Source organism: Glycomyces halotolerans (genome assembly GCF_054779575.1).
Window position 1 is genome coordinate 19,617 of the sequence record NZ_BAAGXZ010000008.1, and the last position, 26,596, is coordinate 46,212.

17 protein-coding genes are annotated in these 26,596 nt (G+C 72.7%); 2 read left to right on the forward strand and 15 right to left on the reverse strand.

Annotation, left to right across the window (positions count from 1 at the left end; all coding sequences use genetic code 11):
* From ACYVL2_RS08980 to ACYVL2_RS09025, 10 genes are all read right to left on the reverse strand, one after another.
* Nucleotides 1–861, reverse strand: a complete 861-nt coding sequence (locus ACYVL2_RS08980) for an alpha/beta fold hydrolase (RefSeq protein ID WP_460542373.1) — start codon at nt 859–861, stop codon at nt 1–3.
* Entirely contained in the window at nt 858–1,805 is a 948-nt protein-coding gene (locus ACYVL2_RS08985; RefSeq protein WP_460542375.1) for a 2OG-Fe(II) oxygenase family protein, read from the reverse strand. The genes ACYVL2_RS08980 and ACYVL2_RS08985 overlap by 4 nt, the downstream gene beginning before the upstream one ends.
* Nucleotides 1,806–1,813: 8 nt before the next feature.
* Nucleotides 1,814–2,095 (reverse strand): acyl carrier protein, encoded by a 282-nt coding sequence (locus ACYVL2_RS08990; RefSeq protein WP_460542377.1) that lies wholly within the window; start codon nt 2,093–2,095, stop codon nt 1,814–1,816.
* Nucleotides 2,096–2,154: 59 nt separating this feature from the next.
* Nucleotides 2,155–3,894 carry a non-ribosomal peptide synthetase gene (locus tag ACYVL2_RS08995; RefSeq protein ID WP_460542379.1) on the reverse strand — a complete coding sequence of 580 codons (1,740 nt, stop codon included), beginning with the start codon at nt 3,892–3,894 and terminating at the stop codon, nt 2,155–2,157.
* Nucleotides 3,891–4,571 carry a thioesterase II family protein gene (locus ACYVL2_RS09000; RefSeq protein WP_460542381.1) on the reverse strand — a complete coding sequence of 227 codons (681 nt, stop codon included), beginning with the start codon at nt 4,569–4,571 and terminating at the stop codon, nt 3,891–3,893. Before ACYVL2_RS09000 ends, ACYVL2_RS08995 begins: the two co-directional genes overlap by 4 nt.
* Nucleotides 4,568–5,809 (reverse strand): hypothetical protein, encoded by a 1,242-nt coding sequence (locus tag ACYVL2_RS09005; protein ID WP_460542383.1) that lies wholly within the window; start codon nt 5,807–5,809, stop codon nt 4,568–4,570. Before ACYVL2_RS09005 ends, ACYVL2_RS09000 begins: the two co-directional genes overlap by 4 nt.
* A gap of 332 nt (nt 5,810–6,141) precedes the next feature.
* The gene (locus ACYVL2_RS09010; RefSeq protein WP_460542385.1) at nt 6,142–15,780 is read right to left on the reverse strand and encodes an amino acid adenylation domain-containing protein; all 9,639 of its coding nucleotides are present in this window, start codon (nt 15,778–15,780) and stop codon (nt 6,142–6,144) included.
* On the reverse strand, nt 15,777–17,990 hold the full coding sequence (fabD, locus tag ACYVL2_RS09015) for an ACP S-malonyltransferase (RefSeq protein WP_460542387.1): 2,214 nt from the start codon (nt 17,988–17,990) through the stop codon (nt 15,777–15,779). Before fabD ends, ACYVL2_RS09010 begins: the two co-directional genes overlap by 4 nt.
* The gene (locus tag ACYVL2_RS09020) at nt 17,987–18,748 is read right to left on the reverse strand and encodes a Clp protease/crotonase-like domain-containing protein (protein ID WP_460542389.1); all 762 of its coding nucleotides are present in this window, start codon (nt 18,746–18,748) and stop codon (nt 17,987–17,989) included. Before ACYVL2_RS09020 ends, fabD begins: the two co-directional genes overlap by 4 nt.
* Nucleotides 18,749–18,751: 3 nt before the next feature.
* Entirely contained in the window at nt 18,752–19,954 is a 1,203-nt protein-coding gene (locus ACYVL2_RS09025) for a hydroxymethylglutaryl-CoA synthase family protein (protein ID WP_460542391.1), read from the reverse strand.
* A 141-nt stretch (nt 19,955–20,095) separates the two neighbouring features.
* Here ACYVL2_RS09025 and ACYVL2_RS09030 point away from each other — a divergent pair, with 141 nt between their 5' ends.
* Nucleotides 20,096–20,896, forward strand: coding sequence for a 4'-phosphopantetheinyl transferase family protein (locus ACYVL2_RS09030; protein ID WP_460542393.1), 801 nt, complete (start codon nt 20,096–20,098; stop codon nt 20,894–20,896).
* Here the strand turns inward: ACYVL2_RS09030 and ACYVL2_RS09035 are convergent.
* The 5 genes from ACYVL2_RS09035 to ACYVL2_RS09055 all read right to left on the reverse strand — a co-directional run bounded on the left by ACYVL2_RS09035 (nt 20,875) and on the right by ACYVL2_RS09055 (nt 25,450).
* On the reverse strand, nt 20,875–21,279 hold the full coding sequence (locus tag ACYVL2_RS09035; protein WP_460542395.1) for a DUF3224 domain-containing protein: 405 nt from the start codon (nt 21,277–21,279) through the stop codon (nt 20,875–20,877). The genes ACYVL2_RS09030 and ACYVL2_RS09035 overlap by 22 nt on opposite strands.
* 14 nt (nt 21,280–21,293) lie before the next feature.
* On the reverse strand, nt 21,294–21,647 hold the full coding sequence (locus tag ACYVL2_RS09040) for a VOC family protein (RefSeq protein WP_460542397.1): 354 nt from the start codon (nt 21,645–21,647) through the stop codon (nt 21,294–21,296).
* An 85-nt stretch (nt 21,648–21,732) separates the two neighbouring features.
* Nucleotides 21,733–22,980 (reverse strand): NAD(P)/FAD-dependent oxidoreductase, encoded by a 1,248-nt coding sequence (locus ACYVL2_RS09045; protein ID WP_460542399.1) that lies wholly within the window; start codon nt 22,978–22,980, stop codon nt 21,733–21,735.
* On the reverse strand, nt 22,977–23,915 hold the full coding sequence (locus tag ACYVL2_RS09050; protein ID WP_460542401.1) for a DUF6039 family protein: 939 nt from the start codon (nt 23,913–23,915) through the stop codon (nt 22,977–22,979). Before ACYVL2_RS09050 ends, ACYVL2_RS09045 begins: the two co-directional genes overlap by 4 nt.
* Before the next feature lie 74 nt (nt 23,916–23,989).
* Nucleotides 23,990–25,450, reverse strand: a complete 1,461-nt coding sequence (locus ACYVL2_RS09055; RefSeq protein ID WP_460542403.1) for a class I adenylate-forming enzyme family protein — start codon at nt 25,448–25,450, stop codon at nt 23,990–23,992.
* 348 nt (nt 25,451–25,798) lie between these two features.
* On the opposite strand from ACYVL2_RS09055, the gene ACYVL2_RS09060 reads away from it, so the two are divergent.
* Complete coding sequence (locus ACYVL2_RS09060; RefSeq protein WP_460542405.1) at nt 25,799–26,524, forward strand: Crp/Fnr family transcriptional regulator; 726 nt, start codon at nt 25,799–25,801, stop codon at nt 26,522–26,524.
* The last annotated feature ends 72 nt before the right edge of the window (nt 26,525–26,596 follow it).

A 26,596-nucleotide genomic window follows, 5' to 3' on the forward strand; every position in this document is an offset into this window, starting at 1 on the left:
TCACCTTCTCGGTCGGCGTGCGTTCTCGTTCAGGAAGTCGGCCAGCAGGCGCCGGCACTCGGCGTCGGCCGCGAACGCGCTCAGGTGGTCGCCGCCGCCGCGCATCCGCAGTCGCGCGTTCGGCAGGGCCCGCGCGGCCCAGCGGCTGCCGTCCGGGTGGGCGGTGTGGTCGTCGTCGCTGGTCACCAGCATGGCCGGGACGGTCAGCCGCGGCAGCAGGACGCCGATGTCGGCCGTCATCGTCGCCTCGACCAGGACCGCGTAGCGGTAGAACCGCTCGTCGCTGCCGTACGGCGAGGCGAGCAGCCGCGCCGTGCCGGCCGGGAGCCCGTCGAGGGCGAGGCTCATGAGCGACTCGCGGATGAGCGCGGCGTCGTCGCGGCTGGAGGCGGCCATCTCCAGCAGCGCCTTGAAGTTCCGCTGGTGTTCGGTGAGGACGCCGAGGCTGCCGGAGAAGTCGCCGTGCCACAGGCTCAGTGACTCGACCGCGTCGAGCCGGAGCCCGGCGGCCCGCGCGGCGATCACGGCGCCGCCGCACAGGCCCATCAGGTGCGCCCGCTCGACGCCGGCCGCGTCGAGGACGGCCCACAGGTCCTCGGCCTGGTCGTCGACCGAGCATCCGAGCGCGTCGAACTCGTCGGGAGCGAGGTCGCCGCCGAACATGCCGCGGGTCTCCCAGGTGAGAGCGAGGCGGTCGGAGGCCAGGACGCGCATCCACGCCTCGCACAGCTCGGCCGGGTACCCGCAGGGGACGACGAGGACGACCGCCGGTCCGTCGGCGCTCCCGCGGCCGTAGGCGGGGACCGTCGTGCCTGAGACCTTCACCTCGAACCGGCGGACTCCGCCGTCGCCGCCGGTCATTCGCCGAAGGGGTGGCCGGTGGTGGTCTCGGTGACGGTCTTGTTGTAGCCGTAGTCGTCCTTGCCGGACACGAGCACCGCGCCGTAGCGTTCGAGGCTGACCCGGCCGCCGTACTCGATGATCTCGTCGGTGTCGGGGTAGATGCGCACCGACGTGGGGACGTACCGCGCCGCGAAGCCCATCCGCATCGCGTCGGTGCTGCCGTTGTGCGGCAGGGAGGCGTGCATGAGGGTGGACCAGAACATGATCGCCTGGCCCGGGCGCATCACCATCGAGACGGCCTTCGACTCGTCGGGGGTGAAGTCGGGGTCGATCTGGAGGTCGCGGTAGTCGTAGCCGAAGAAGCCGCGGCGCACGCCGCCTTTGACCTCGCGGTTGATGCGGTTGGGGTCGTAGTACATCTTGCGGCTCTCGTCGTAGACCATCGTCTCGTGCGTGCCGGGGATGAACTGGAGGCAGCCGGTGTCCTCGTTGGACTCGGTGAAGGCGGTCCAGACGGTGATCGTCCCGCCGAAGTGGGCCGATTCGTCGCCGGTCCACAGGATCTGCGGGGCGCCCGAGGCGTTGGCGAAGGTGTCGGCCTGGTGCCAGTCGGTGCCCTCGTCGCCGGGGTACTTGGGGAAGAACTCGGTGCGCCAGCAGAACACGTCCTCGCCGAGGACGCCGGTGACGCGGTCGACGATCTCGGGGCGGGCGATGTGCCGGGCGAGGAACGCGGAGTCGAGGTGGCGGTCGTAATTGGAGATGTTGGTGTTGCCACTGGCCGCGTCCTCGCCGTAAGCGGCGTTGCTGCGGTCCATGAGGTTGAGTCGCTCCGTACGCCAGGTCCGGTCCATTTCATCCGGGTCGTAGACGTCGAAAGGACCGTAGTAGCCCTTCTGGTGGAATTCGCGGTACTCCTCCGCCGTGAGGGCGAAAGTCCGCCCGGAAGCAGCGAACGACATGTCGACTCCTAAGATTCTCGATCGGTCAGTTCCGTGTGGACGGTCTGGGCGATGCGCCCGATGCTCGCGTCGCCGTCGAGCGCGACGGGATCGACGGCGACACCGAAGCGGCGCTTGACCTCGACCAGCAGGCGGACGAAGGACAGCGAGGTGGCGCCCTGGTCGAACAGGTCCTTCTCGGCGCTCACCTCGCTCTTGCCGAGCAGGGGGCCGGCAATGGCGGTCATCTCGGACTCGATGTCGTCGCGCGATGTGCGCGGCGCTGCGGTCGCCGTATCGTCGTATCCCATGCTCGGAGCATAGGAACGAATGGAATTGCGTTCTGCCCACTGTTGAGCAGATCCGGAATTCATCGCGGAATGTCGGGCGCTTTCTCGGCGAGCAGTGCGCCCAGGCCGCGGACGGTCGGATTCCGGTAGAGCTCGGCGATGCTCAGCGAATGGCCCTCGGCGCGCAGTCGGGCGATCATCGTCGCGGCCGTCAGCGAGTTGCCGCCGCGGTCGAAGAACACGTCGTCGGGGCCGGGGCGGGCGCCGAGCAGCTCGGACCAGACCTGCGACACGAGCGCCGTGCGCGGGTCTTCGGGCTCGTCCGCGCCGCCGGGAGCCTCCAGGCGCTCGACGAGGCGGTCGACGTCGAGTTTCCCGTTGGCGGTCGCGGGCCACGAGTCGACCTTGACGACGGCCGAGGGGACCATGTACTCGGGCACGAAACGCGCCAGGTGCTCTGATAGGGACTCGGGGTCCGCCTCGGTCTCCACGAAGGCGTCCAGCCGCATCGACGCCGCGGCGCCGGGGACGGTCTCGCGCGCCACGACCACGGCCTTGCGGACCTCGGGGTGCGAGCCGAGCACCGCCTCGATCTCCGCCGGCTCGACCCGGTGGCCGCGCAGCTGCACCTGCCGGTCGATGCGGCCGAGATGCTCCAGTTCGCCGTCGGGCCGCAGCCGCCCGCGGTCGCCGCTGCGGTACCAGCGCTCGCCGTCGGCGTCGGTCACGAACCGCTCGGCGGTGAGCTCGGGCCTGCCGACGTAGCCGAGCGCCAGCCCGGCCCCGCCGACGAGGATCTCGCCGTCGCGGCCGACCGGGACGTCGGCGAGGTCGCCGTCGACGACGCGGACCTTCCAGCCGCGCAGCGGCCTGCCGACCGAGGGCGTGTTCGCCTCGATGGCGTCCCGGTCGACGTCGCGGGCGGTGACGTGCACCGTGGTCTCGGTGATCCCGTACATGTTCACCAGCCGGGCGGCCGGGTGCCGTTCGCTCCAGTCGCGCAGCGACGCCGGGGCGAGCGGCTCGCCGCCGAACACGACGAGGTCCGGGGAGGGCTCGGCCTCGCTCGAGGCCACTTCGGCGAGCGCGTGGAACGCCGTCGGGGTCATGCTGAGGACCGATACGCGGCGGCTGCGGAGGAACGCGGCGGTCGCCTGCAGGTCGTGCCTGGTGGCTTCGGGAACGACGGCGACCGTGCCGCCGGTCGTGAGCGGTCCCCAGATCTCCCAGACGGAGAAGTCGAAGGCGACCGAGTGGTACCAGCTCCACACGGCGCCGGGGGCCAGGTCGAGTTCGTCGCGGGCGGCGTCGACGAGGGCGAGGACGCTGCCGTGGGCGATCTCGACGCCTTTGGGGCGCCCGGTGGTGCCGGAGGTGTAGACGATGTACGCCGATCGGCTCGGCGAGGCGGGCGGTGTGCGGTCGGCGGCGTCGCCGTCGTCGACGAGGTCGGCGAAGCGGACCGACTTCGCTCCGGCGACCGGGCTCGCGTCGTCGGTGATGACGAGCGCCGGTCCGGTGTCGTCGAGGATGTAGCGGATCCGGCCTTCGGGGTGGGTCGGGTCGAGCGGCACGTAGGCGGCTCCGGCGCGGAGGACGGCGAGGAGGGCGGCGACGAGGTGCTCGCCGCGCCGCATGTGCACGGCGACGCGGGCGCCGGGTTCGGCCAGTTCGGACAGCCGTGCCGCGGCCTTCGCGCTGAGCGCGTCGAGTTCGGCGTAGGTGAGGTCGGCCGCCTCGCCGCGGACCGCGACGCGCTCGGGCGATCGGCGGCAGTGGTCGAGGACGGCCCGTTCGATGCGGACGGGTCCACCGGTCATAGCGCTTCCTTCAGTGCCGCTTCGAGTTCGGGCCAGCGTTCCAGGAGGTACAGGTGGTCGCCGGGCATGTCGCGGGAGGAGAAGGGGCCGGTCGTCTCCTTCGCCCAGGCGCGGTTGCGGTCGTCGGTGACCAGCGCGTCCCGGTCCCCGCGAAGGGCGAGCACGGGGATCGACAGGGTCGCGGCCTCGGGCCGGTAGCGTTCGTGGGCGGCGACGTCGGCGCGGGCGGTGGGGAGCAGGAACTCCCGCAGCTCGGGGTCGTCGAGGGCGGGGTTGCGGCGGCCGGCCACGCGGGCCATCGCGTCGACGAACGCGGCGCCGTCGAGTCCCGAGTAGTCGTCCCAGTCGCGGGTGCCGGGAGGCGGCGAGCCGCTGACGGCGAGGCTGAGCCGGGCGGCGGTCGCGCCGTCGAGGAGGGTCGCGGCGCGGTGGGCCAGGAGCGCGCCGAAGCAGTGGCCGAACAGGATGAGGTCGTCGTGCTCGGCGGCGAGGGACTCGAGCTGCGGGAGGCATCCGTCGACGATGGCCTCCACGGTGTCCGGCGCCGGTTCGGTGCAGCGCTTCTCCTTGCCGGGCAGGTCGACGGCGACGACGCTCATCGCCGCCGATCCGCGCAGCCCGGCGAAGAAGCTGGGTCCGGCGGCCGCCGGCGGGAAGCAGGCCACGGCGGTGCTCATGCGGCCGCCCCGCTGCCGCGGCTGCGGCGCCAGGCGAGGACGCCTCGGCGGGCCCACAGGACGATGCCGAGGACGTTGGTGCCGATGCCGAGCACGAGGGCGGTGGCGAAGTCGACCCAGCCGAATCCGGGGTTGGCGCCGGCGAGGTAGGTGACGCACTCGGTGGTGTAGTAGATCAGCAGCGGGACGGTGAAGGCCGCGAAGGCCCACAGGGCGACGGCGCGGCCGCCGGTCCAGATGAAGGCGTAGACGCCGATCGCGCGCCGCTCGTTCGGCGGCACCGCGCTCTGGTCGATGAGGTCGGTGCGGCGCCGCAGTCGCCGCCAGAGGTTCCGCAGCAGGTTCTCGGTGTCGATCATGAGGTTCTTGCACTTGAGGAGCGTGGCGACGGCGTAGTAGAAGTCGGTGCGCCAGAACATGAGGCACTGCCAGATGATGCGGGCGATGTAGGTGAATCCGACGCCTTCGAGGAGCATGAGCGGTATCGGCGCCAGTTCGATGCGGCCGGTCTCGTGGCCCCAGAGCGCGATCATGATGGCCGCGACGCAGACGGCGTCGACGATCGGCCCGGCGAGGAACGCGATCATGCGCTGGCGGGCCGGCGCCATCCACACGCCGGTCATGTCGGTCTGCACGACCACGACGTACATCCGGTTGCTCAGCTCGATCCGGGCGCGCGCGCCGGCCGCGCGGGCGGCGATCACGTGGGCGAACTCGTGGACCATGACGCCGGAGAGCGCGATGGCGAACGTCAGCCACGTCATGAGCGCGAAGTGCGACTCGAACTGGAGCCCGTCGGCGAGGGGCACCACTTGCGGCCGGGAGATCGCGGCGGCGATCCCGGCGAGGACGATCAGGGCGCTGACGGCGCCGACGACGGGGTTGACGAACAGGCGCGCGGTGCGGGGCGTGAGCCACTGCAGGTGGCCGCGGCCGTCGGTGGCGGGTTCGGATTCGGCCGCTTGGGGTTCGGTCCCGGGATCGGCGATGAACCCTTCGGCCCGCAGGGCGTCGAGGAAGCCGCCGATCTCGGGCGCCTCGCCGAACTCCCGCTCGAACCGCTCGGAGGCCTCGGCGACGGTCGCGCCGTCGCGGAGCCACTCGAGCAGCCGGAAGCCTTCGACGGGGATGGAGAGGAACACGTCCTTGCCGGTGAGGGCGATCGTGACCTCGTCGCCGTCGTGGCGGTGCGTGAACTCCCTCAGCGCGACCTGCTCGTCCAATGGGGATTCAATCATGAGCGTTCCTGTGTCCGGTCCGGTCGGGGCTGTTAAACGCGCCTTAGGGGGCGGCGGTCCGGTCCGTCCGGACCGGACCGCCTCTCAGGCGCCCGTGGGCGCGTTGCGTCAGGCAGGGGCGCTGCACTGGGCCGAGGCGCTGGTAAGCACCGGCTCGAGCTTGCGAACGGTAAGGGTCATGCGGGACACCCCCTCTCGAGGTCAGCGCGTTCAGAGACGTGTCGGCCGGCGGACCGGCGGGGCCGCCCGTCGAGGCGCGGCGTCCGAAGTGCCGTCGACGTAATGCAGTATCGGCTGTCCGACTCACGGCTTCTGCTCAACATTGTTCCTTTTCAACGGAACGACAGATCGAGGACGGAGGCGACGGGGGCGGCGGGCCCGGCGGCATCGGTCCCGGCGTCGAGCCAGAGCCTGCGCTTGCGGAAGACCGGTGCCGGCAGCCGCGACCGTGCCGGGGCGACGGCGGCGTCCACGGAGCTGACGACGGCGTGCGCGTTCGTCCCTCCCAGGCCGAAGGCGCTCACGCCCGCGACGCGGACGCCCGGTTCCCAGCGGGCCGAACCGGTGGCGGGCGCCAGCGGCGAGGACGCGAAGTCGAACCGCGGGTTCGGCTCGGCGCAGTTGAGCGTCGCCGGTATGAACCCGTGCTCGACGGCCAGGATCGCCTTGACCAGGCCGGCCGTCCCGGCCGCGCTGAGCAGGTGGCCGATGTTGGACTTGACGCTGCCGACCGGGCACGGCGCGAGTTCGGGCGCGCGCGAGCCGAACACGTCTCTCAGACCGCGCAGCTCGATCGGGTCGCCGATGAGCGTGCCGGTGCCGTGGGCCTCGATCAGGCCGACCTCGGAGGGCGTCCGCCGGGCCCGTTCCAGGGCTTCGGACACGACGGCCGCCTGAGTGCGGTGGTCCGGCGTCGTCGCCCCCATGGTCCTGCCGTCGTTGCCGACCGCGACGCCGTCGACGACGGCGCGGACGCGGTCGCCGGCCTCGAGCGCGTCCTCGAGTCGCTTGAGGACGAGCACGCCGACGCCCTCGCCGGGGACGAAGCCGTCGGCGGCGGCGTCGAAGGTCGCGCACCGGCCGTGCGGCGACAGCGCCCCGGCGGCGGTGAACTCGAGGTACGGCTCCTCGTCGAGCAGCACTTCGACCGCGCCGCAGAGCATCGTGTCGGCGGCGCCGTCGCGGAGGTCGCGGCAGGCCAGGTCGAGGGCGACCAGACCGGAGGAGCAGGCGCTGTCGACGGTGTAGGCGGGACCGTGGAGGTCGTAGTGGTGCGAGACGGCGGCGGCGACGAAGTTCTGGTCGCCGCCGAGTCCGGCCCGGCCGTCGACCTCGGCGCGCCTGCGGTAGTCCGACAGGCGCGCGCCCATGATGACGCCGGTGCGGGAGCCGGTCAGGTCGGCGGGGTCGACGCCGGCGTCGGCCAGCGCGACGGCAGCCTGCTCGAGGGTGAGGCGGACGGCGGGGTCGGTGCGGCGGGCGGCCTCGTCGGTCATGCCGAAGTGCTCGGGGTCGAACAGTTCGATGCCGGTGAGGAAGCCGCCCCAGCGGGAGGCGCTGGTCCCGGGCCGACCGGCGGGGTCGTAGAGGCGCTCGACGTCCCAGCGGCTCGGCGGGACCGGTCCGATCGCGCTGGCGCGGTCGTCGAGCAGTTCGCGGAACGCGGCGTCGTCGTCGGCGCCGGGGAAGCGGACGCCCATGCCGACTACGGCGATCCGGCCCGAGGCCGCGTCGCGCGTTTCGGGGGCCGGGGGCGGGGCCGGCCGCGGGCGGGGTTCGTCGAGTGCCGCGGCGACGCCGCCGGTCGTGGGGTGGTCGAGCAGGAGGGCGGGGTCGACGGGGCGTCCAAGTTCCTCTTCGAGGCGGGTGACGATCCGTGCGGCCAGGACCGATTCGACGCCGAGGTCGGCGAAGGTCGCTTCGGGGTCGAGGTCGGCGACCGGCAGGCCGAGGCAGTCGGCGATGACGTCGGCGACGATCCCGGTGCGGGGCGGCGCGGGCTCGGCGGCGGTGGCGGGAGCAGCCTCGGGGGCGCGCTCGAATCCGAGGGCGGCGGGTGCCGCGCCGGAGAGGACGCGGTCGAGGACGGCGAGCGCGGTGTCGACCGGCATGGTGGGGGCGCCGGGCACGTCGGCCGATCCCCATGCGGGCCAGCGGACGGCGGTGACGGGGCGGCCGCGGGCCCGCTCGGCGGCGGCGAGCCGGTCGAGGCAGGCGTTGGCGGAGGCGTAGGGGGCTCTTCCGGTGCCGACGCCGGGTTCGGCGGCGGCCGAGGAGTAGAGGACGGCGAACTCCAGCGGGTCGTCGGCGGTGAGTTCGGACAGGACCGTCCAGCCGGTGACCTTGCCGCGGTGCGTCTGGTCCCATTCGTCGACGGTGTAGTCGTGGGGCCGTCCGGTGCGCGGGAAGGTTCCGGCGCAGTGGACGATGCCGGTCAGCGGTCCCCAGCGTTCGCGGACGCGCTCGAGGAGCGCGGCGACGGCGGTCCGGTCGGCGAGGTCGCCGGTCCAGGTCTCGACGTCGACGCCGTCGGTTTCGAGGGCGCGCACGGTCGCGACCGCTTCGCGCTGGGCCTCGTCGAGGCCGGGTCCGTCCCATTCGGGCCGGGGCGTCAGGGGGCGGCGTCCGGCGAGGACCAGGCGGCGGGCGCCGAGCCGTGCCAGGCGCCGCGCGGCCAGCGCGCCGAGTCCGCGCACGCCGCCGGTCACCAGGTACACGCCGGCGGGGGTGACGCGGTGGCGGCCGGCGGACGGCAGGGGGGCCTCGGCGGTGGTCGGGGCGAGCACGCGTCCGGATCGGACGGCGAGTTCCCCTGGTCCGGTGAGGTGCCAGTGGGCGGCGATGGTGTCGGCGGCGTTGTGGGAGGCGTCGTCGAGGTCGAGGACGGTCGCCTCGACGTGGGGGTACTCGTCGTTCAGTCCGCGTACGAGTCCGGAGACGAGCAGTCCCGCCGGGGCGTCGTCGCCGGGGTCGAGGAGTCCGGAGACCGGTTGGAGGACGCGCAGCCGTTCGCCGCCGGGGAGGGCCCGGAGGAGGGCGTCGCGGCGGACGGCGTCGGTGTCGTCGGCGGGCGTGCCGCGGCCGAGGGCGCACAGGTCGAGCCAGCCGTCGAGGCCTTCGGGGACGTGGACCGGCGTGACGGAGTCGAAGTCGATCTCCTCGTAGCGGGTCTCGATGCCGCCGAGCGCGGCCTCGTCGCGGAGGCGGGCGACGAGGTCGCGCTGGTCGATGCGCGCGAGGCAGAGCGTGCGGCGGGTGGTGCCTTCGCGCCGGTCCGGGGTGGTTTCGGTCCAGGTGGTGGTGCGGGCGGTGAGGCCGGGGATCGGGTCCTCGGCGGCGGGTTGGGGTCCCGGGTCGGGTTCGGGCAGGCGGCAGTCGGTCTCGGCGAAGGCGTATCCGGGGAGGTCGATGAGGCGGCCGTCGGGTGCGACGACGTCGCGGTCGAGCGCGGGGCCGCCGTCGATCCAGGGGCGGGAGTCGGCGCCGAGGTCGGGTGGGGGCGCGGCGTCGCCGGAGGCGAATCGCGAGAGCGCGTCGGCGAGTTCGGCGGTGGTGCGGGCGGTGAACGCGGCGCGGCGGGCGAACGGCTCGCGGGAGGCGAGGGTGTAGGCGACGTCGCTCAGGTGTGCTTCGGGGTGGCGGCGCAGCCAGTCGGCGAGGCGGCGGCACTGCTCGCGGAGCCGCTCGTCGGTGCGGGCGGCGACGGCGATGAGGCGCGGGGCGTCCTCGCGGGGGCCGGGCTCGGGTTCGGCGGGGGCGCTGACGATGAGGTGCGCGCCGGCGCCGCCGGCGCCGTAGCCGCTGACGGCGGTCCGGAGGGGGCGGTCGGGCCAGTCGGCGGCTTCGCGTTGGAGGCGCAGTGCGCCCGCGTCCCAGTCGATCGCCGGGTTGAGGCGGTCGGCGTGCAGTGAGGGCGGCAGGGTCCGGTGCCGCATCTGGAGCACGGCCTTGGTGAGCGAGGCGATGCCCGCGGCGCCTTCGAGGTGGCCGATGAAGGACTTCAGGGAGCCGAAGGGCACCGTGCCGGGTCCCGTATGGGGTGCGTAGGCGGCTTGGAGCCCTTCGTATTCGACCGGGTCGCCGAGGGCGGTGCCGGTGCCGTGGGTCTCGACGTAGCCGATGTCGGCGGCGGTCACCCCGGCTTCGCGCATGGCGGCTTCGATGAGTTCGCGCTGCGAGTCGGGGTCGGGGACGGTGTATCCGGTGGTGCGTCCGCCGTGGCGGACGGCGCTGCCTTCGATGACGGCCAGGACGCGGTCGCCGTCGGCGCGGGCGGCGGCGAGCGGTTTGAGCACGACCGCGCCGACGCCCTCGCCGGGCACGAAGCCGTCGGCGTCGGCCGAGAAGCTGCGGCAGCGCCCGCCGGGGGCGAGCATGCCGCGTTCGCGCAGTTGGGCGTACTTCTGCGGGTGGAGGGTGAGGTTCACTCCCCCGGCCAGCGCGGCCCGGCATTCGCCGGAGCGCAATGACGCCACGGCGAGGTGGATCGCGGTGAGCGAACCGGAGCACATGGTGTCGACGGTCATCGAGGGGCCGGTGAGGTCGAAGAAGTAGGAGGCGCGGTTGGCGATGCCGGCGAAGGCCGAGCCGGTGGCGGTGTCGTCGCCGCCGAGGTACGGGTAGTCGTTGTACATGGAGGCGGTGAACACGCCGACGCGGCGGTCGGTGGTCTCGCGCAGCCGCGAGGGCGTGTATCCGGCGTGCTCTAGGGCGTGCCAGGCGGTCTGGAGGAAGAGCCGCTCCTGGGGGTCCATGGCGGCGGCCTCGACCGGGGGGATGGAGAAGAACAGCGGGTCGAAGCGGTGGACGCCGTCGATGAAGGCCCCGGGGCCGCCTTCGGCGCCGAAGCGGCGGTCGGCGGGCGGGCCGGTGGCGCCGTCGCGGCCGTCGACGAGGTCGCGCCAGAACGATTCGAGGTCGTCGGCGCCGGGGTAGCGTCCGGCGACGCCGATGACGGCGATCGGTTCGGCCGCGGGCCTGGGCGCGGCCGAGGGGATTCTGGGTCCGGCGAAGAAGCCGTGGACGAAGACGTCGCCGGTCTCGACGGCGTCGTCGCCGGTGCGGACGGTCCCGAAGGGGCACAGGCCCACGCCGGTGTCGGTCTGGGCCTCCATGAGGGCCTGTCCGAGGTAGCCGGCCTCCAGGAGCGCGAAGTCGCGGGCGTGGTGCTGGTAGAGCGGTTCGATGGCCGGCAGGTGCGCGTAGAGGAGGATCTCGGCGGCGGCGCTCTCGGCGATGGGCCGGTTGGCGACCGCGTGGCGCAGCGGGTCGATGCGGGCGTCCGGGTCGATCCGGTGCAGCTCGTGGTCGGCGGGGTGGTGGTAGTACAGGCCGCCGTCGAGGCCGTCGACGGCTCCGGGTCGGACCCGCAGGTAGACGCGGACGGGGTAGGTGGATCCGGCCGAGGGGTAGCGGCGGTGCGGGGCGCCGTCGAGGTCGTGCTCGCGGGCGCGTTCGAGGAGGGCGGCGAGTTCGGCCAGGCGCAGCTTGCGGTCGCCGAACGCGCGCTGGGTGGCGCGGGCGGTGATGACGGAGGCGGGGACCGCCGTGCCGCTCAGCGCGATCCGTTCGACCGGGGGTTCGGGTGCGGGGTCGGGCCGGTCCGCTTCGGAGGGTGCGGTGTCGGGCCCTGAGTCGGCGCCGTCGAGGGCGGCGGCGATGGCGGCGACGGTGGGGCTGCCGAGCAGCACCGCCACGGAGATGACGGTGCCGAGCCGCTCGTGCAGGAGCGCGGAGGCGCGGATCATGGTGAAGGAGGTGGCGCCCAGTTCCCACAGGTCGTCGTCGGGGTCGATGTCGTCGAGTCCGAGGAGTCCGGTGAAGACGGCGGTGACGGCCTCGCGCGAATCCCCTGCGGGCGTTGCGGGCGGGGGGCCGTCGAGGAGGGCGGCCCGGTCGAGTTTGCCGTTGGGGGTGGACGGGAAGGTGTCGACGTGTTCCCAGCGCACGGGGATCATGTAGTCGGGGAGGGTCTCCTCGGCGAAGGCGCGCAGCTCGGCGGTGGACGGGGCGGGGCGGCCGTCGGCGGTGATGAGGAACGCGGTGAGGCGGCGCTCGTCGCCGTCGTCGGACCGCGGCGCGAGGACGACCGCTTCGGACACGTCCGGGTGTTCGCGCAGGCGGTGTTCGATCTCGCCGGGTTCGACGCGGAAGCCGCGGATCTTGACCTGCTGGTCGACCCGTCCGGTGATGAAGAGGACGCCGTCGGCTCGGCGGTGGACGCGGTCGCCGGTGCGGTAGAGGCGGGAGCCGGGGTGCGGTGAGAACGGGTCGGGGACGAACCGTTCGGCGGTGAGGTCGTCGCGTCCGGCGTAGCCGTCGGCGAGGCAGTCGCCGCCGATGTAGAGCTCTCCTTCCTCGCCGTCGGGGACCGGCCGGCGGTCGGCGTCGAGGACGAGGTAGCGGGCGTGCGGGATCGGTCGTCCATAGGGGATGGAACGCCATTCGGGGTCGATCCGGTCGACGATGTGGTAGTTCGACCAGACGGTGGCCTCGGTCGCGCCGCCGAGGTTGACGACCGTGGCCGCCGGGAAGCGCTCGCGGATGCGGTCCGGGAGGCTCAGGGGCGTGAAGTCGCCGCTGAGGAAGACCAGGCGCAGCCGCGCCTGGCCCCGGGTGCGGCCGAACCAGTCGGCGCACTGCTGCATGATCGTCGGCGCGGAGTTCCAGAAGGTGACTCCTTCGGCGACGATGACGCCGGCCAGGAGGCGGGGGTCGCGGCGCTCGTCGTCGTCGGCGATGTAGACGGCCGCGCCGTATCCGGGCAGTCCGAGCAGGTCGAACACGGACAGGTCGAAGCCCGGGGAGGTGACGTTCAGGCCGAGGTCGGCCGGGCCGAAGTCGAAGGCGTCGGCGCACCAGTCGAAGAGTTTGGCGGCGGTGCGGTGGCTGACGCGGACGCCTTTCGGTTCGCCGGTGCTGCCGGAGGTGAACACGACGTAGGCCGGCGCGTCGGCGGAGACGGGGGCCTCGGGCGGCTCGTCGGCGGGAGCGGCACGGTCGATGTCGATGGTCCGCAACGGCATCGGCGCGTCGCCGGAGGTGAGCGCGACGGTCGCGCCCGCCAGGCGCGCCATGGTCTCGACGCGGGCGGTCGGCGCCCCCGGTTCGGCGGGCACGTAGTGCGCGCCGGCTTTGAGGACACCGAGGACGGCCACCGGCAGCAGCGGACCGCGAGGCACCGACACGATCACCGCCTCCCCTGAGGCGACGCCTTCGGCGCGGAGCAGGTGGGCCACGCCGTTGGCGCGGCGGTCGTATTCGGCGAAGGTCATCGAGCCGCCGTTCCAGCGGAACGCCTCGGCGTCGGGCCGTTCGGCGGCCCGGCGCGCTATCGGCAGGTGGACCGGCTCGACGGCCGGCTCGGCGGCGGCCCACCGCTCCACGGCCTCGGCGTAGCGGTCGAAGGCGCGCTGGACCCGCTCGGGGTCGAGCGCGGACTCGGTCACGTCCCAGTACAGGTCGAAGCCGTCGCCGTCGATCAGGGAGACGCAGTCGATCGCGACCTCGGGGGTGCAGGTGAGCCACGGGCCGCGCCGGACGCCGTCGGGCACCGGGGCGTCGCGGAGGTCGAGCAGGCCGGTGTAGACGAACGGGTGCGCGAAGTCGCCTCCGCCGCCGCGGCGGCGCATCGCCTCGCGGCGGTACTCCTTGAGCCCTTCCCAGGCGTCGGCGGCGGCGTCCTCGGCGCCGATCCGGGAGAACTCGGTCGCGGCGGCGTCGAGGTCGCCGCCGGTCCAGTTCAGCCAGCTGAGGGCGGTGTGCTCGCCGGGGCGGAGCGCGGCCGAGGCCGGCGTCCAGCGAACCCAGGGGAAGGAGAACGATCCGGAGTGGAGCGGGGCGATCGCGGCGGCGAAGCAGGCGGCCAGGACCGCGTCGGGGTCGAGGCCGCGTTCGGCGGCCTTCGCGGCGAGGTCGTCCCAGCCGTCGAGGCGGCGCGAGAGCCTGCGGCGGCGTCCGCTCGCGGGGACGGCCGGTCCGGGCGGCAGTCCGGTGGTGCGCGACCGCCAGTGCGCGCGCGCCTCACCGCGGTCCATCAGCTCGGGGGCGGTGCCGGAGCCGCCGAGCTCCAGGGGCGCTTCGGGGCCGGCGTACCGGCGCATGAGCAGTCGCGCGAGCCGGTGGATGCTGGGGCCGTCGAGGACGATCAGGTCGAGGGTGAGGTGCACGGTCGTCGTCTCGGGGTCGGCGACGACGCGCAGGTCCCACGGCAGACGGAAGGCGCTGCGGAACGCGCGGCCGGTCAACTGGTCGCGCAGCCGGTCCCGGTGCGCCGCGGCGGTCGCGGGGTCGGTGAAGCGGACTTCGGGCACGGCGACGGGGCCGCTCGCGCGGCGGCGCAGCGTCCCTTGGGCGTCGACCAGGGTCCGCAGCTGCGGGAAGTGTTCGACCATCCGGGTCCAGGCGTCGGCGAGCCGGTCGACGTCGCAGGGCGCGTCCAGTTCGAAGGCGAGGTGGACTTGGCATCCGTCCCAGTCCGACTCGGCCTCGACGGCGCGCGCGACGATGTACGACTGCTGGAGGGCGTTGGGCTCCCCGCGGTCCTCGTCGGCGTCGGCGAAGCTCGACAGCGCGTTGGCGAACGCCGCCCAGCATTCGGCCAGGACGCCGTCGCGGAAGCGGGCCTCGTCGGCGTCCCAGTGGATTCGCAGGCCGTCGGGCTCTTCCCACACTTGGCAGTCGAGGGCCAGTCCGGCGGTCAGGCAGGAGCGGTCGGTGACCTGTGCGGCGAAGCCGTCTGGGCGGCCGGAGGCGGTCTCCAGCAGGCTGGTGAAGACGACCGGCGGCGGGGCCGCTCCCCCGGCCTCGCGGAGCGCGCGGGTGCCGGACACCGAGCCGTGTTCGAGGGCCGCCATCAATTCGTCGTAGACGCCGCGGGCGGCCTCGGCTCGGTCGGTGTGGCCGCCGGCGAGGGGGATCACGGCCGTGGAGGTGAACGGCCCGACCGTGTCGGCCAGTTCCATCGGCAGCCGGGGACGCTCGCTGGTGGTGACCGTGAGCGTGCAGTCCCGGGTCTGCCGGCGGACGCGGAGCGCGTCGGCGAAGGCGGCCAGGAGCACCGCGGTCGGCGAGACGTCCCAGTCGCGGGCCGAGAGCCGGATGGCCTGCCACGACTCGGCCGGGATCAGGGTCTCCATCGTGGTGTAGGAGGGCCGCGACGGCGGTTCAAGGAGTTCGGCGGGGCCGTCGGGGGCGTCGGCGAGCCGGTCGCGCCAGTAGGCCAGGTCCGCATCGGTCGCCGGCGTGGCGAGCGCGTTCAGGCACGAGGAGAGGGCTTCGGGGTCTTCGCCGGGCGTGTAGGCCTCGTCTTGATAGCAGCGGTGCCATTCGGCGAGCACGATGCCGAGGCTTTGGCCGTCCATGATGGAGGCGTCGAAGGCGAGTCGGGCGGTGTCGTCGCTCGCGTCGACGCGCCACAGCGGCCACGCGCCGGGAGCGAAGGGCCCGGTGTCGGCGTCGAAGGCGATCTCGGGCGTCTCGGCGCGGACGGTCTGCGTCCCGTCGGGCCTGATGTCGAGCCGCAGTGCCGGGTGGGCGCCCACGACGCGCCGCCAGGACTCGCGGAGGCGCTCGGCGTCCAGGTCGTCGACGGTGAAGGCGCGGGTGACGAGGCAGCCGACCGGGTCGGCGGTCAGCTGCGGGTCGCGGCCGACGAGGTAGGCCTGCTGCAGTTCGGTGAGCGGGTAGGTCTCGCCGCCGGCCGGTCGCGGCTCGGGCGGTGCGGAGACGGGCGGTGCCGTGCCGCCGGCGGCGGCGATCGTCTCGGCCAGTGCCCGCGCGTCCCTGGTCTCGGCGAGTCCTCGCACGTCGATGTCGACGCCCCAGCGGCGCTTGACCTCGAGCCGCAGCCGGGTCAGCGCCAGCGAGCCCATGCCGAGGTCGGCCAGCGGGGTCTCGGGTCCGACGTCGGTGTCGGCGATGGTCCGCAGCAGCGCGGTCAGGTGCGCGTCGATCGGGTCCGGGTTCGTCATGGTCGTCGTCCTCTTTCCGGGCCGATGATGTCGGCGGCGTCGCGCATGAGTCGCAGTCCGAGCGCGGCGGCGTCCCTGCGCCGGTGGTCGGCGAGGTCGCCGCCGGCGAGGTAGCCGTTGAGCGCGCCCATGGCCGGTCCGCAGTGGATCTGGTAGTCGGCGCGCATCGCCGGGTCGCCGTCGCGGGCGAGGCGGTTGGTCCACGAGAAGTAGCGCTTGAAGATCTGCGCCATGCGGTGCTTGGGGTCGGTGCGGAACCGCTCGAGTGCGCGGTCCCCGCCGAGTCGCAGCCGGTGCTCGACTTCGAGGGCGACCTCGTCGAGGCTCTTGCGGAAGCAGCGTTCCTCGAGCATGGTGCGGGTGCGGGCGTCGAGGTCGTCGATGCCGTCGTGGCGGCGGTACAGCTCGTAGAGCTTGTTGCCGCGCGAGGCGAACAGGGTGCCCTTGCGGACCACTTGGACGCGCGCGCCGTATTCGAACATGTCGCCGGCGGGGGCGTATACGGTGTCGTGGACGTCGAGTGTGGACAGCAGTTCCTTCACCGTCGCCGAGGTGTCGGCTTGGAGGGTGCACTGGTTGATCGAGCCGGTGACGACGAAGTCGGCGCCGAGCAGGAAGGCCGCCGCGGCCGCCTCGGGGGTGCCGATGCCGCCGGCCGCGCCGACCCGCATGGGCCTGTCGTAGCCGTGGCGGCGGGTGTGCTCGTCGCGCAGGCGGACCATGGCCGGCAGCAGGACCCACGGGTTGCCGCCGTCGGTGTGGCCGCCGGAGTCGGCCTCGACGCAGAGGTCCTCGGCGACCGGGTGCCGTGCCGCCGCGGCGGCGTCGGCGCTGGTGATCTCACCGCGGTCGACGAGGCTTCGCAGCAGTCGCTCGGACGGCGGCGAGGCGAAGGCGCGGGCCACCTCGGGCCTGGAGATCTTCGCGATGAGGTGCCGCGGTCCGGAGGCGGCCGCGCCCGCGAACCGGTAGCGCACCACCGCCTCGGTCGGCGTCGTGTAGCCGGAGGCCTCGGCGTGGCGGACGTCGCGGCGCAGCAGCACGTCGACCAGTTCGGCCTCGGCTTCGGGGCGGCCCGGGGAGGCCAGCAGGTTCACGCCGAAGCGTCCGGGGCAGCCGAGTTCGCCTTCGAGGCGGTCGATCGCCTTCTCGACCGCGCTCGGGGCGAGCCCGCCGGAGCCGAAGAATCCGAAGAGCCCGGCCTTGGCCATCGAGGCGACCAGTTCGGCCGAGGCGATGCCTTGGAACATCGAGCCGCTCATGTAGGCGTGTCGCAGCCCGTAGTCGCGGCGGAAGGAGGCGCTGCCGAGGTCGCTTTCGGAGACGTCGGGCGCGGCGGTCGGCGCCGGAGGCGGCGGGGTGTGCGGACGCTCGGTGGCCTCTTTCCACAGTCCGGTGAGGACGCGGCCGGGTCCGAGCTCGCGGATTTCGGTGACGCCTTCGCGCAGCAGGTGCGACATGCTCTGCCACCACAGGACCGGGGAGGTCATCTGGCGGGCGAGGAGCGAGCGGATCCGACCGGGTTCGTAGGGGCGGGCGGTGACGTTGGCGATGACCAGGAGGCGCGGCTCGGCGAAGGTCACGCGTTCGAGTTCGGCGGCGAACTCGCGGGCGGCCGGGGCCATGAGCCGGGAGTGGAAGGCGGCGCTCACGCGCAGGCGGACGGTCCGGCCGAGCCCGTGGTCGCGGAGGGCGCGCTCGGCCGCGTCGACGGCCTCTTCGGTGCCGGAGAGGACCACTTGCCGCTCGGCGTTGTGGTTGGCCGCCTCCACTCCGCTGATCCGGGCGGACTCCAGGCACGCCGAGACCTCGTCGGCGCTCGCGCCGACCACGGCGGTCATCGTCCCGCCGCCCGCTTCGGCCATGAGCCGTCCGCGCGTGCGGACGAGCCGCAGGCCGGTCTCGAAGTCGAAGCATCCGGCGGCCAGCAGCGCGTTGAACTCGCCGAGGCTGTGCCCGGCGAGGAAGTCGGGGCGCGCGCCGTCCGCGGCGGCGTGCTCCCACATGACCGCGCCGACGGTGAACAGGGCCGGCTGGACGTGCCGGGTGTCGCCGAGGCCGGGCGCGGCGCCGTGGAGGCACTGGTCGCGGACCGAATGGCCGAGCACGGCCTCGGCTCGGGACCACAGCGGCGAATCGCCGTACCGGTCCCCCATGCCGACCCGCTGGGACCCCTGCCCGGGGAACAGCCACGCCTTCACCGCCGTCACCGCCCCCGCTCCGGCACCGCGCCGAGATCGCGGAACGCCGCCAGGCGGCCGCGCACCGTCTCGGAGTCCATCCGCTCGGCGAACGCGCGGACCGCGTAGTCCCGGTCGGCCGGACCGACCGCGTCGAAGCGGCGCGCGTAGGCCTTGGCTTCGGCGATCGAGTCGCGGTCGAGGCGGCCGACCCGTCCGGCGAGCCGGCGCAGCTGCGCCTCGGGCGGTTCGGGCATGTCGTCGACCAGGCCGCGACGCCACGCGTGCTCGGCCGTCCACGGCAGTGTCGACAGCGTCAGCGCGCGAGCGCCCTGGGCGCCGACTCGCCGCCGCACGTAAGGGAACACGCTGTAGGGCAGCAGGCCCCACAGCAGCTCCGGGAGCGAGAACCGGCTGCGCTCGGTGGCCCACACCAGGTCGCAGGCCGCGGCGAGCCCCACGCCGCCGCCGATGGCGCGTCCGTCGACCGAGGCGACGGTCACGAACGGGGACGACTCGAGCCGGCTCAGCAGGTCGATGTAGCGCCGCGCCCCCGCCTCGAAGGATCCGCCGCCGGTCGCCTGCGACCGGTCGAAGTCCATGCCGGTGCTGAACACGCCGTCGCTTCCGGCGAGCACGACCGCGCGCACCTGTTCGCGCCGCTCGGCCTCGTCGAGTCCCGACGCCAGGCCGTCGAGCAGTTCGGCGTCGATGCCGTTGCCGCGCTCGGGGCGGTCCATCCGGATCGTCAAGACCGCCTGGCGCACTGCGATGTCCACGCTCGCCATGGCTCAGCTCCACCGGTAGCGGCGGTGGTAGCGCTCGATGCGGTCGAGCACCAGCAGGCCGCGGCCCTCGGCCGACTCGGCGTACACCGCCTCGTAGGGGCCCGGATGGAACTCCTGGTCCCGCACTCCGGACATCCGCTGCGCGGCCAGGTCCGACAGCAGTTCGTACTCGCCGATCGCGAGGCGGCGCCGATCGGCGATGGCCTTGGACAGCTCCGGGCGCCCGCCCGGGCCGGTGGTGCCGCTGTAGAACTCCGAGGCGCAGCCCGAGCCGTAGGAGAACAGGCCGAGCCGTCGCCGCTCGCCTTGCGGCGTGCCGTCGAGCACGCAGCACAGCGCCAGGTACAGGGCCGCCGAGTAGATGTTCCCGACTTCGCTGCAGTAGTGGAGGCTCCCGGCCACGCGGCGTTCGAAGTCGGCCGCGACCGCGGCCGGGTCCAGGTCGGCGAAGCGCCGCATCATCTGCCGGTGGGCGCCCTTGACCATCCCGGCGAAGGGCGTGTGCCACACCAGGGCGTCGAATGAGGACACCACGTCGGCGCCGGGGACGCGCTCGCGGTACATGCGGAAGCTCTGCTCCAGGCACTCCAGGTAGGACAGGAGCGACAGGTCCGAGTCCCCGTCCTCGACGTCGGGGCGCGGCCGGAGGGTGTCCATGACCTCGTGGCTGTAGTAGCCGTTCGCTCCGGGGTCGAGCTCGAGCACGGCGCCGTCGGCGGCGACGATCATCGCCACGGCCCCGGCCCCCTGCGAGGGCTCCCAATAGGTGCCGCGGGCGGCCACGCTCGAGGCGTCGGCCGCGATGACGAGCGCTTTGGCCTCGGGTCGCTGCTCGACGAAGGCCGCCGCGGTCTGCAGGGCGGCCGTCCCGCCGTAGCAGGCGTGCTTGACTTCGAAGGAGCGGCAGCGCCGGTCGAGGCCGAGCTGGTCGTGCACGTAGGTGCTGACGGGCTTGCCGAAGTCGAGTCCGGACTCGGTGCCGACCACCAGGAACTCGATGTCGCCCGGGTCCTCCAGGGCGGCGACGAGCGGGGCGGCCGCGTTGACGGCGTTGGAGACCGGGTCCTCGCACGGCAGGTTGACCGACTTGCGCCGCATCATGAGGTTGGGCAGGCGTCGCCGGTCCAGTCCCCTGGCGTCGAACAGGTCCTCCACTGACACGTAGGTCCTGCCGACATAGGCGTTGACCGCCTCGATTCCCGTCATCTTCCCGTCCTCGGAGCCGGAGCGTCGATTGGACTGGAGCGTATGGGAGGACGCGGGTTCGCGCTGCTCAACGTTGAGCGTGCGGTCCGGCGCGCCGGTTCTACGCTGTGGCGGTCCGCGGTTCCGGAATGGGGAGTCGGCATGCGACAGATCGACGACGGGCGAGCGGCCCGGCTGTGGGTGCTCCCGGTCGCGGCCGGCGCCGAACTCGAACGATGCGAGTCGGTCCTGTCGGAGGAGGAGCGCGAACGGGCCTCGCGGTTCGTCTTCGAGGTCGACCGGCGCATGTACGCGACCGCGCACGCCGCGATCCGCTACGCGCTCAGCGCCCGGCTTCCCGGCACGGCGCCGGAGGCGTGGGAGTTCGGCCGTGAGCCGAACGGGCGGCCGTTCGCGATCGGGGCGGGGCCGTGGGACTGCAACCTCTCGCATTCGCGGGGGCGCGTCGCGTGCCTGGTCGCGCCGGGCTCCGGCTGCGGGGTGGACGTGGAGCCGGTGTCCGATCGGGTCGCCTCGCTGGGGGCGGCGGTCTTCGCGGACTCGGAGCTGGAGCGGATGCGTTCGAGCGGCGCCCGCGAGGCGGAGGTCGCGACGTCGCTGTGGACGTTGAAGGAGGCGTACGCGAAGGCCCGCGGGCTGGGTCTGCGGCTGCCGTTCGCGCGCTGCGAGTTCGACCTGGGCGAGGGGTCGGCGCGCTTGGCGGCGCGGCCCGACGGCGACGCCGAGGAGTACGTATTCCACCGCCTGCGCGTCGAAGGGCACGTGGTGTCGGCGGCGCTCAACGTCTCGCGCGGGACGTCGGCGCTCTCGGTGAGGTCGGGCCGGCCGGACTGGCGGCGCCCGGCCGAGTGGTTCGGGGGGAGTCCGGCGCGACCGCGCGTTCTCGTTCGCGGGTCGGGCCCGGACTCCCCGGCGTCGTCTCAGTCTTCGTCGAACCCGTAGGCGATCGTGTACTCGTGCTGTCCGTCGACCACGTTGATCGACAAGGTCCCGGTGATGCCCTCCAGCTCCCCGGTGCCGGAGTCGGGCACGATCGCGACGGTCAGCTCAGGCTTGCCGCGCGTCATGATCCCGTTGTGCTGGCACACGAAGCTCCCCTCCTTGCCTTCGAGGGAGCCGGAGAACCGCTCGACCCCGACGTAGCCGGCGGACCCCGGGACGGAGGTGACGGCCTTGAGCATCCGCATGGAGCTCTCGCCCTTCAGGGGGCCGTCGAAGGTCTTGGAGATGGAAACCAGGGTGAGGTCCACGCCGTCGGCGCTGTCGTATGCCGGTTCCTCGTTCGACTCGATCTCGAAGGTGCCGGTCGCTTCTTTCAATGCCATGTCAGTGCTGCTCCTCATTCGCTCGATGCCGCGCCGGACAGGCAGAACGGATGTCCCGCCGGGTCGAGCAGCACCGTCCATTTTCCTGATTCCGCGCCCGGCTGGAACTCCGGCTTCTCGGCCCCGTGCTCCAATGCGAGGGCCACGGCCTTCGCCTGGTCCTCGACGGCGAAGTCGAGGTGGAACTGCTGGGCCTGTTCCTGCCCGGGCCACTGCGGACCGCGGTAGTCCTCGACCTTCTGGAAGTTGATGTACGGTCCCTCGCCGGCCGAGATCGCGGCGTAGTTGTCGTCGCTGAAGACCACGGGCATGCCCGTCAGGGCGCTGTAGAACCCGGCGAGCGAGGCCGGGTCCGGGCAGTCGATCACTGCCCCGAGATATTTGCACGCATTGTCCATGCATCCTCCTTTTTCCTATGGGGAGCGGGAAAAGTCATCGTTTCGACTCTATAGGCTAGTGGGCTGGGGCACGGTCCGGCGGCGGTGACGCTCCCGGGGACGGCCGACCGGTGACGGACGCGAGCGCCTCCTGGAGTTCGGGCGTGTAGAGGTCGGACACCGGCCGGACGCCGGCGACGGTGTCGAAGTACCGGCGGGTGAGCGTCTCGCTGGTGGCGACGGCGGCGATGAGGGCCTTGCGTTTCATGCGGGCCGACGCCTCGGCGACCAGGAGCGTGCTGTGGTACGACTCGGTGAGCGCGGCGTCCCGCGCGGCCTCGAACCGCTCGAGGCGGGCGTCGACGTCGGCGGGGGCGAAGTCGGTGCCGTCGAGGTGCTCGACGAGCATGGCCGCCTGCTCGAAGGCGTCGCCGATGCCGCGGGCGGTGAGCGAGTCCTTGTGGTGGCCGGCGTCGCCGACCAGCGCCCAGCCGGGGCCTCGGGCCTGCCGGAAGAAGTTCCGCTGGTCGCCGGTGCCGTAGAGACGCCCGACCCGGCGGGCCGATTCGAGGCGCTCCCACAGGTCGGGGGCGTTGCGGCGCACGTTCTCGAGGTAGCGCGTCTCGGCGTCGGCGCGGACCTCGTCGAACCGCTCCTGGGGGAAGTAGGCGGAGACGAGCACGGCCTCGTTGGTGGGCACCGACGACACCCAGCCGTCGTCGCCTTCGTAGAGCTCGAACTCGGCCTCGACTCCTTCCCAGAAGCCGTAGTAGGCGCACGTCAGGCGCTCGTGCTCCAGTGTGGTCTTCGCTTCGGCGAGGTCGGCGACGGTCGACCGCATGCCGTCGGCGCCGACGACGAGCGCGGCGGTCGCGGTCGCCTCGCCGCCGTCGGTGTAGCGCACGCCGGCGACGCGGCCGTCCACCTCGATCAGGCCGGTGACCTTGGCGCCGAAGCGGACCTCGGCTCCGGACTCGGCGGCGGCCTCGGCCAGGATCGCGTCGAGCAGGTGGCGGCGCGGCGCGTAGGCGCACGTGGCCTCGCCGACGCGGGCGGTCTCGCCGCTGAGGGCGACGTCGCCGAGGCGGTAGTTGACGGTGCGCAGCGGCGGGCAGCCGGTCGCCGTGACGCGGTCGAGCAGCCCCCACTCGGCGAGGCGGGCGACGCCGGGAGGCTGGATGTAGAGGGTGGAGAGCTTGTCGGAGGGGAACGTGTCGCGCTCGAGGACCAGTACGCGCAGGCCGGCGCGCGCGGCGAGCATCGCGGTGGCCGCTCCGGCGCATCGGGCGCCGACGACGACCAGGTCGTAGGTGTCGCCGGTCATTGCTCGCGCCCGGTGTTCGTGGCGTTCATGCCCGGGTGCTGGGGCGTGAGGGCCATGTCCTCCAGCGTGGCGTCGATGAACATCCGCTCCCAGCCGCCGCCGCCCTTCTCCTCGGGGATCCACTGCTTGGTGAACAGTTCGCGGGACTCGGCGTCGATGCGGGCGCGGAATCCCATCAGGTTGTAGTACGAGCTGAGCCGTTCGAGGTGGACGAACCAGTGGACGCGGTCGGAGAGCCCGAACGCCTCCTCGTACAGGAACACGGTGGCCAGGCCCTCGAGGCTGCGGTTCCAGTTCTCGGCGAGCGCCCGCGCGAACTGGCGCCCCTCGGAGCGGAACTCGTACTTGAGCTTGCCGGTGCGGTGCATGAGGATCCCGCAGTTGCCGGTGTGCAGCAGCGCCTCGGGGGCCTGCTGCGACTGGAGTCCGGCGACGGGGACGTCGAAGCGGTCCTTGCCGCCGGGGGCGGACACGGACGCGGTCTCGGTGGAGGAGGTGCCGTAGATGCCGGTGCTGTGCGGGATGAGGACGGTCTCGGTGAGGCTGCCGACCTCGAACATCCGCTCCCAGGTGCCGCCGCCGCGCTCCTCGGGGATGCGCCCGCGCATGATGATCTCGCGCCAGCCCTCGTCGCTGACGCCCATCTCGACGAGGGTCTCGTAGGCCTCGAGGGAGGCGAGGTGGATGAGCCAGTGGATGCGGTCGACGGTGCCGAAGGTCTCCTCGTAGAGCAGGACGGTGACGACGCCGGCGTACTTGTGGTTGAGGTATTCGGCGAGGTCGCGCGCGAACGCCCGGCCTTCGGACCGGAACTCGGGGCGCAGCTGCCCGACGCGCTCCACGACCACTCCGCAGTTCCCGGAGTGGAGGATGTCGTCGGGCGAGAGCGTGGTCTGTTCTTGCGCGGTCCAGGCGTGATGCGGGTTCTCGGCCATCGCGGTGCTCCTAGGGAGGTGGGTGTGCGGCTTCGATGGCGGCCACTGTATGGCCGCCGGGGCGTCCGTTCTGCTCAAAGGTGCGCACGCGACCGGTTCCGGAGCCGGGCCTTGAGCACCTTCCCGGTGATGCCGCGCGGGAGTTCGCCGAGCACGACGACGTCGATCGGCTCGTCGACTCCGGCCAGGGGGCCTTCGCGGAGTCGCTTCTCGACGCGGTCGAGGTCGTGGACCGGCCCGGCCAGCACCGCGGTGATCCGGCCGCGGTCGTGCACGACCGCGGCCTCGCGGACGCTCGGATCGGCGTACAGCTCGTTCTCGACCGCGATGGACGAGACGGGGCCGCGGGAGGTGGGGATCCGGTCGCCGCCGCGGTCGAACAGGTGCAGCGTCCCCTCGTCGTCGAAGTGTCCCCAGTCGCCGGTGCCGACCCACTCGCCGGGCCCGGCTGGCGGGGTCCGGCCCCAGTGCCAGCGCCGGCGGACGTCGGTGTGGCGCATCCAGATCTCTCCGACGGTGCCCGGCGGGCACTGGTCGCCGCGCGGGTCGCGGACGGCCACTTCGGTGCCGGGTCCGGGGCGGCCGAGGGCGAGCGGGCGGTCCGGGTCGTACTGGCCGAGGACGACCGCGGGCACGACCTCGTTCTGCGCGTAGGCGGTGTTGACGCTCGCGTTGGGGAAGACCTCGGCGAGGCGGCGCGCGAAGGCGGGCGGGAGCGGGGCCGAGGCGATGCCGATGGAGGCCACGGCCGGGTTGGGGCCGCGGTAGGTCTCGGTGATGCGCCGGGCCGTCCAGGGGGTGACCATGAGCGATCCGACGGCGCCGGTGTCGAGGGCGGCGCGGATGCCGTCCATGTCGTCAGGGCTGGGCACGATGAGCGGGGAGCCGGTGACGAGGGCGAACATGCCGACCAGGGAGGCGCTGGAGGGGGTGCAGACCGGCATGGGGGCGAGCATGGCGCGACTCGCGTCGAAGACGCGTCCGGCGGCGCGGCGGTGGCCGTGGGCGAGGTTCTCGTGGGGGTTGGCGATGGGTTTGGCCGGTCCGGTGGTGCCTGAGGTGTAGAGGATCTCGGCGGGCGCCGAGCGGTTGACGCGCACGAGGAACGGCCCGTCGGTGTCGGCTTCCATCTCGGCGACCGTCGCCTGCCTGACCCGGTCGAGGACCGGCGCCGGCCCGGGCGAGCGGAGCATGAGGGCGGCGTCGCACTGGCGGACGCGGCGGCGCAGTTCGGTCGGGTCGAGCCGGGGGGACAGGTGCAGGGCCACGGCGCCGAGCTTGAGGACCGCCATGTAGGCGATCGCGTAGTCGCCCCAGGCCGATTCGTCGAATCGGAGTCCGATCACGTCTCCGGGCCGGTAGCCGGCGGCGGAGCATCCGGCCGCGACTCGGGAGGCGCGGGCCTCCCATTCGCCGTACGACAGGCCGCGGCCGTCCGGGCCGGTCAGCGGGACGCGGTCGGCCTCCTCGGCGGCCCGCTGCCGCAGCAGCTGCGGGGCGGTCGTGGCCGGTCCGGTGCCTGGGGTGCGTTCCACGGTGCCTTCATACCGCCGGCTCGGGGTTCGGGGACGCGCAATAGTGAGCATATTCGGGAACGTCTTATTAAGAGTTCTAAACAGGACTATTACGAGACGGTACGCGGCGGCGCCGGCGTCGGGACCGGGCATTGCGGCGCAGGACGATCATTTTGGTACACAAGGGGAACCACCTGCATCGTGTCCATCAGGCGCGATCACAGCCCGTGCGTTACACGTCACCGACCACCGGCCTCATCCGACTTCGGTGATCACGTGACAAACTGCTGACGCAGCGCTATGCAAACCTCGCTCCATTGCCCTAAGATGCTTGTGATCCCATACACAACTGAAGATCCGATCACTCCCGTGGACCCCCACGGCGCACCCTGGACAGAGCGGACCGGAATGATCTTGGACACTCAGAAACCCACGTCCATCGGCGAACAGATCCAACTCCTCATCCAGAACCGAACGATCTCCGCAACCACGGTCGCGCTTTCACGGCGCGATTACCTTTACAGCAACTGCGACACCGACAACTGTCTATATCTCGTCCTCCAAGGGCGCATCAAAGTCGTCACCGTCAATCCCGAAGGAAAGGAATCGCTCCTGCGCATCGCCACTCCGGGCGACCTCGCCGGCGAGAGCTGCCTGGCGGCCGAAAGCCGCTTCGACTCCGCCGTCGCCATGACCCCGGCAACCGTGAAACGGCTGTGCCACAACGATGTGCTCGCCGCGCTGACCGACAACGGCCTGCGGCGGACCTTCATCGAATTCCTCGCCCAACGCGTCCGAGAACAACAGCAGCTCATCACCGATCTCATCACCGTCAACAGCGAGCGCCGACTCGCCTCGATCCTGCTCCACCTCGCGCAGAAAATGGGCTACCGGGCCGGCACCACGCTGCAACTCCGTGAACGGATAACGCAGGAAGAACTCGCCGCAATGGTCGGCACCACCCGGTCCCGCATCGGGTTCTTCCTGAAGCGCTTCCGCGAATCGGGCATTCTCCAAACCGCCGACGGACGTCTCCTCGTCTTCGACGAACCCCGACTCAGAAACTTCATCGAATGCGGGAAGATCTCCGCTTGAACGCTCAATTCTGCGCAGTAGATCCGCAGCAGACGTGACATCATTCGCCCCCCGTAAGGTCCCCGACCCCGC